Origin of the sequence: Syntrophomonas sp. UBA1041 (assembly GCF_002316705.1) — a bacterium.
Classification (GTDB): domain Bacteria; phylum Bacillota; class Syntrophomonadia; order Syntrophomonadales; family Syntrophomonadaceae; genus DTU019.
In genome coordinates this window covers 1-4,268 of the sequence record NZ_DCEA01000049.1, presented here as the reverse complement: position 1 = coordinate 4,268, position 4,268 = coordinate 1, and the positions used below count along the sequence as shown (strand labels likewise).

Annotated in this window: 6 protein-coding genes; 5 read left to right on the top strand and 1 reads right to left on the bottom strand. The window is 51.1% G+C overall.

The genetic code is table 11. The features are described from left to right. Nucleotides 1-155 precede the first annotated feature (155 nt). The 5 genes from B2633_RS07460 to B2633_RS07440 all read left to right on the top strand — a co-directional run bounded on the left by B2633_RS07460 (nt 156) and on the right by B2633_RS07440 (nt 3,922). Nucleotides 156-578 carry an NIL domain-containing protein gene (locus B2633_RS07460; protein WP_481037997.1) on the top strand — a complete coding sequence of 141 codons (423 nt, stop codon included), beginning with the start codon at nt 156-158 and terminating at the stop codon, nt 576-578. A 7-nt stretch (nt 579-585) separates the two neighbouring features. Continuing rightward, nucleotides 586-1,353, top strand: a complete 768-nt coding sequence (locus B2633_RS07455) for a UPF0280 family protein (protein WP_483169968.1) — start codon at nt 586-588, stop codon at nt 1,351-1,353. A gap of 303 nt (nt 1,354-1,656) precedes the next feature. Then, nucleotides 1,657-2,409, top strand: coding sequence for an NAD(+) synthase (nadE, locus tag B2633_RS07450; RefSeq protein WP_483169967.1), 753 nt, complete (start codon nt 1,657-1,659; stop codon nt 2,407-2,409). A 42-nt stretch (nt 2,410-2,451) separates the two neighbouring features. Further along, the gene (locus B2633_RS07445) at nt 2,452-3,138 is read left to right on the top strand and encodes a methyltransferase family protein (RefSeq protein ID WP_483169966.1); all 687 of its coding nucleotides are present in this window, start codon (nt 2,452-2,454) and stop codon (nt 3,136-3,138) included. A 28-nt stretch (nt 3,139-3,166) separates the two neighbouring features. Then, nucleotides 3,167-3,922 (top strand): YebC/PmpR family DNA-binding transcriptional regulator, encoded by a 756-nt coding sequence (locus B2633_RS07440; protein WP_483169965.1) that lies wholly within the window; start codon nt 3,167-3,169, stop codon nt 3,920-3,922. 70 nt (nt 3,923-3,992) lie between these two features. Here the strand turns inward: B2633_RS07440 and B2633_RS07435 are convergent, their stop codons facing one another. Beyond that, the gene (locus tag B2633_RS07435; RefSeq protein ID WP_483169964.1) at nt 3,993-4,118 is read right to left on the bottom strand and encodes a hypothetical protein; all 126 of its coding nucleotides are present in this window, start codon (nt 4,116-4,118) and stop codon (nt 3,993-3,995) included. Nucleotides 4,119-4,268 lie beyond the last annotated feature (150 nt).

The window sequence follows — 4,268 nt, the reverse complement described above, 5'->3', positions numbered from 1 at the left end:
GCATTCTCAAAGCATGGATTCAGGCCGGCCAATTTGAACTGACCCAACCGGTGGCAGCCTTGCCGGGAGCTGACAGCCAGATAGACTTCAAATCACTTCCTGATCGCCAGCCCAACGGGGTTTTGTCCATGGTCAGGAACAGGAGGTAGACAGTTATGAAAAACAGAGTGGTATTGTATTTCTCGGCGGTACAGTCTGAACAGCCGATTATATATCAATTGATCAAGAATACCGATTTGATAGTGAATATACTCAAGGCCGACATCAACCCGCAAAAAGAAGGCTATCTGGTAGTGGAATTGGAAGGAGACAAACCCCATTATGAGGCGGGCATCAAATTCCTGGAAAACCTGGGAGTGATCGTGGAGCCCTTGAGCCAGACAGTGGTCTGGCACGACGAATTATGCATACAATGCGGGGCTTGTGCTTCATTTTGCCCTACCCAGGCATTGTCTATCGAACGCGAAAGCATGATCGTCTCCTTTGACAATTCCCGCTGCGTGGTCTGCGGCATGTGTCTGGAGTGCTGTCCCACCCTGGCCATAAAACTGCATTTTGAACTCAAGGAGGCTGTTTAGTTTATCTATGAAAGGTGAGCGGAGTTATGTACAGAGAGACTACCGCGACTGGCATGAAGGCCAGGATTTGAAATATTTTCAGGTGCGGGTCAAACAGAGCGACCTGGCTATCGGAGTGGATCTTAAAAACTACTCCGATAGCCTTTTGACTTTATGCCGCAATTATCTGATCAGGCTGCGCGGTGAACTGGAAGATTACATCAAGCTGCAGCCTCTGTTTCAAACTACCTTGCTCCCTATCGCCCTGCGCGGTGATGCTCCGGAAATCGCCCGGCGCATGGGCCTGGCCTCCGCACCGGCCAGAGTCGGCCCCATGGCGGCAGTTGCCGGAACCATAGCCGAGCTCATGGGGGAAAAGCTGGCCCCGCTTTGCCAGGAAGTCATCGTGGAAAACGGCGGAGATATTTATCTGAAGAGCAGTCAGGAGAGAATCGTGGCTGTATTTGCAGGCGAGTCCCGTTTCAGTTATCGTATTGGTATACGAATCGCCGGCAGCAAAGAAGGGGTGGGCATATGCACCTCCTCGGGAACAGTGGGCCACAGCTTGAGCCTGGGCAGAGCCGATGCGGTGGTCATCAGGGCTGATTCCGCAGCCCTGGCCGACGCCGTGGCCACCGGCGCAGGCAATATGGTGTCCTGCAAAGCTGATCTGATGAAGGCTGTGGATTTTGCCCGGGAAATACCCGGAGTAACCGGGGTATTAACCATAAAAGGCGATCAAATGGCAGCCTGGGGGCAGATGGAGATCGTCCCGCTCCATCACTCCAAACCATAAAACCGATCGACAGACCGGCTCTATATGTATTGGCCCGGCCGGATAGAATTCGAATACTTCGGCAGGATTCGGATGGCAGTTGTTGAATTGTATATAAGTCGATGAATTTGAGGCAATGGGGTTGAAAGTCCCGGGGTTTGACCTGAGGGGATTTATCTAATATACAGTTATGCAGTGCCCTTTAACTCCGGCAGCGGGCCCGGCCCGATTTGTTGCGGGTTTTAGAGTAACAGCTTCAGAATGGCTGCACCCATCCCGGATTCATCCCGGGGGCACACGAATTCTTTAAAGGAGACTAGAACAATGAATCCGGAGGCAGTGGTAAACTATCTGGTAGAGTGGCTGCGCAGCGAGGTGGCAGCGGCTGGAAAGAACGGGGTGGTACTCGGGGTAAGCGGCGGCGTGGATTCCGCGGTAGCGGCGCTGATTGCCAAAAGGGCTTTCCCCGGCCAGACGCAGGCCTTACTCTTACCCTGTGAAAGCAATCTGACCGACCTCTGGCATGGCCAGCTCCTGGCAGAACAAAACGACATTCCCTACCAAATCGTAGACCTTGATAATCCCTACCTGCTCCTGGTGGCCCAGTTTGAGGCCTATCTCAAAACGGATCGGGACTCGGGCCAACTGCTCAAGGCCAACATAAAACCGCGCCTGCGCATGCTGACACTGTACTATCTGGCTCAAGCCAGGAACTATCTGGTGGTGGGAACCAGCAACAAAAGCGAGATCAGCGTGGGCTACAGCACTAAATATGGCGACAGTGCGGTGGATTTGCAGATACTGGGCGACTTGCTGAAGAAAGACGTATTCGCCCTGGCCAGTTACCTGCAGGTGCCGGATGTCATTATAAATAAGCCGCCTTCCGGCGGGCTGTGGGTTGGACAGACCGATGAGGGGGAAATGGGGGTCACCTATAAGCAGTTAGACGCCTATCTGAGTACAGGCGAGGGTGATGAGGCGGTTATTGCCAAAATCGAGGCCATGATGAAAGCCAACCGGCACAAACAGCACCTGCCCCGGGTAGCAGTGCTGCCCGATGATTTGAAGCTGGACTGAAAGTGATTTACAACCAAACCGGGGAATTGAAGGGATGATGCTATGAATTCCAGGCAAAAGAGTGTATTGATTCGGGTTACGGTTGCCGTAATGGTATTCCTGTATGTGGCCTATGTGGCCAACAATTATGTCCTTAGCGGCCGCCTGCCCAGATTTGACTTTGCAGTCATCACCGGGTTTGTAGGCATTTATTTTATCTGGACCATCATCTCCGAGACCTTGTTATATCAGGATCCTGATGTATTCGTCACTGAGGACGATGATCAATGGTCTTACGCTTATCTGCAGTTGTCCTCGATGATAGCCCTTTTTTACGCCGCCATTGATTTCTTATCCACCCATTACACGCGTATTTCTGACCTGGAGCCCGGCATCATATATATAGGCGTAATTTTATTTGTAATCTCCTGTATCTATCGAGGCTGGGGCTTAAGGGCCATAGGGAAATATTTTAACCCCCGCATCGCGGTATATGAGGGGCATCAGCTTGTTACCAGCGGCCCTTATCGAAGCATTCGCCATCCTTTATACCTGGGGGTCTTCATAAGCTTGCTGGCCATTGATATGATTTTCAATTCCTGGGGGGCTTTATTGATTACGCTTCTCTTCACCCTGCCGGCCCTGGTCTATCGCATCAAGCTGGAGGAGGAGTTCATGTTGAAGTATTTTGGGGATCGATATAAAGAATATATGCAGAATAGCAAAAGGCTGATACCGGGACTCTGGTAGCATTCGGTTATTAAGGGGGTTTTATGTAATGTCAGGACACTCCAAATGGGCCAATATCAAACACAAGAAAGCGCGCTCCGATGAGAAACGCGGCAAGGAATTCACTAAAGTCGCCAAAGAGATCACAATTGCGGTCAAAAGCGGCGGAGGCGGCGATCCGGAAAGCAACGCCAAGCTGAAGCTGGCCATACAAAAAGCCAAAAGCATCAATATGCCCAATGAGAACATCACCCGGGCCATAAAGAAGGGCACCGGGGAGATACAGAGCGAGGCCATCGAAGAATTTTGCTATGAGGGTTATGCCCCGGCCGGAGTAGCGGTAATGCTGGACATTGCCACCGACAACCGCAACCGCACCGCACCTGATATCAGGCATTTATTCTCCAAGCATAACGGCAATCTGGGGGAAAGCGGCTGTGTATCCTGGATGTTCAAACGGGTGGGACTGATCAACGTTGACAAAGCCAATGCCCCGGATGAAGAAGAACTGATGCTTATGGCCCTGGAGTGCGGTGCTGATGATGTGCGCGACGAGGGCGACAGCTATGATATCATCACTGGCCAGGACAATTTTCTGGAGGTGAAGGAAGCCCTTGAAAATACGGGTATTGCCATAGCCGAGGCCGATTTAGACATGCTGCCGGAAACCCAGGTGGAAATCAGTGATGTGGATACCGCCCTGAAAATCATCAAGTTGATAGATCTTTTAGAGGATCATGACGATGTTCAAAAAGTATATACCAATATGAATCTCACCGAGGACGTTTTAGATAAACTGAGTTAATAATTCAGAAAACACCAGGGGACAGCCGCGCCGTCTTCCCGCCGGGAGGAGTGCACCTGTCCCTTATTATTTAGCCTGCGGTAACAGCGACCAGATTCCGGCGGGAGTAGGCCGGCGATTCTGTGGCGTTTATCACCTTGGCAGCCCTCTCAAAAAACAGCACATCCGGGCTGATTGCGCCCTGGTCAACCCACATGATATAGCGCTGTTCTTAAGACCCCGGTTATAAGCATATCCGAAAGCGGCCAAGGCAGGGGTATAATTTTGCATAATTTGGCAATAATAAGTCGCAGAGGTGATAAACCATGCGGCATAAGGGAATAATTGCCAAATTATGCAAAATTAT

Bases quoted from the DNA above. Each gene is read 5' to 3' on its own strand.
- B2633_RS07445 (WP_483169966.1), top strand. From the start codon at position 2,452: ATGAATTCCAGGCAAAAGAGTGTATTGATTCGGGTTACGGTTGCCGTA.
- B2633_RS07435 (WP_483169964.1), bottom strand. From the start codon at position 4,118: ATGTGGGTTGACCAGGGCGCAATCAGCCCGGATGTGCTGTTTTTTGAG.
- B2633_RS07460 (WP_481037997.1), top strand. From the start codon at position 156: ATGAAAAACAGAGTGGTATTGTATTTCTCGGCGGTACAGTCTGAACAG.
- B2633_RS07440 (WP_483169965.1), top strand. From the start codon at position 3,167: ATGTCAGGACACTCCAAATGGGCCAATATCAAACACAAGAAAGCGCGC.
- nadE (WP_483169967.1), top strand. From the start codon at position 1,657: ATGAATCCGGAGGCAGTGGTAAACTATCTGGTAGAGTGGCTGCGCAGC.
- B2633_RS07455 (WP_483169968.1), top strand. From the start codon at position 586: ATGAAAGGTGAGCGGAGTTATGTACAGAGAGACTACCGCGACTGGCAT.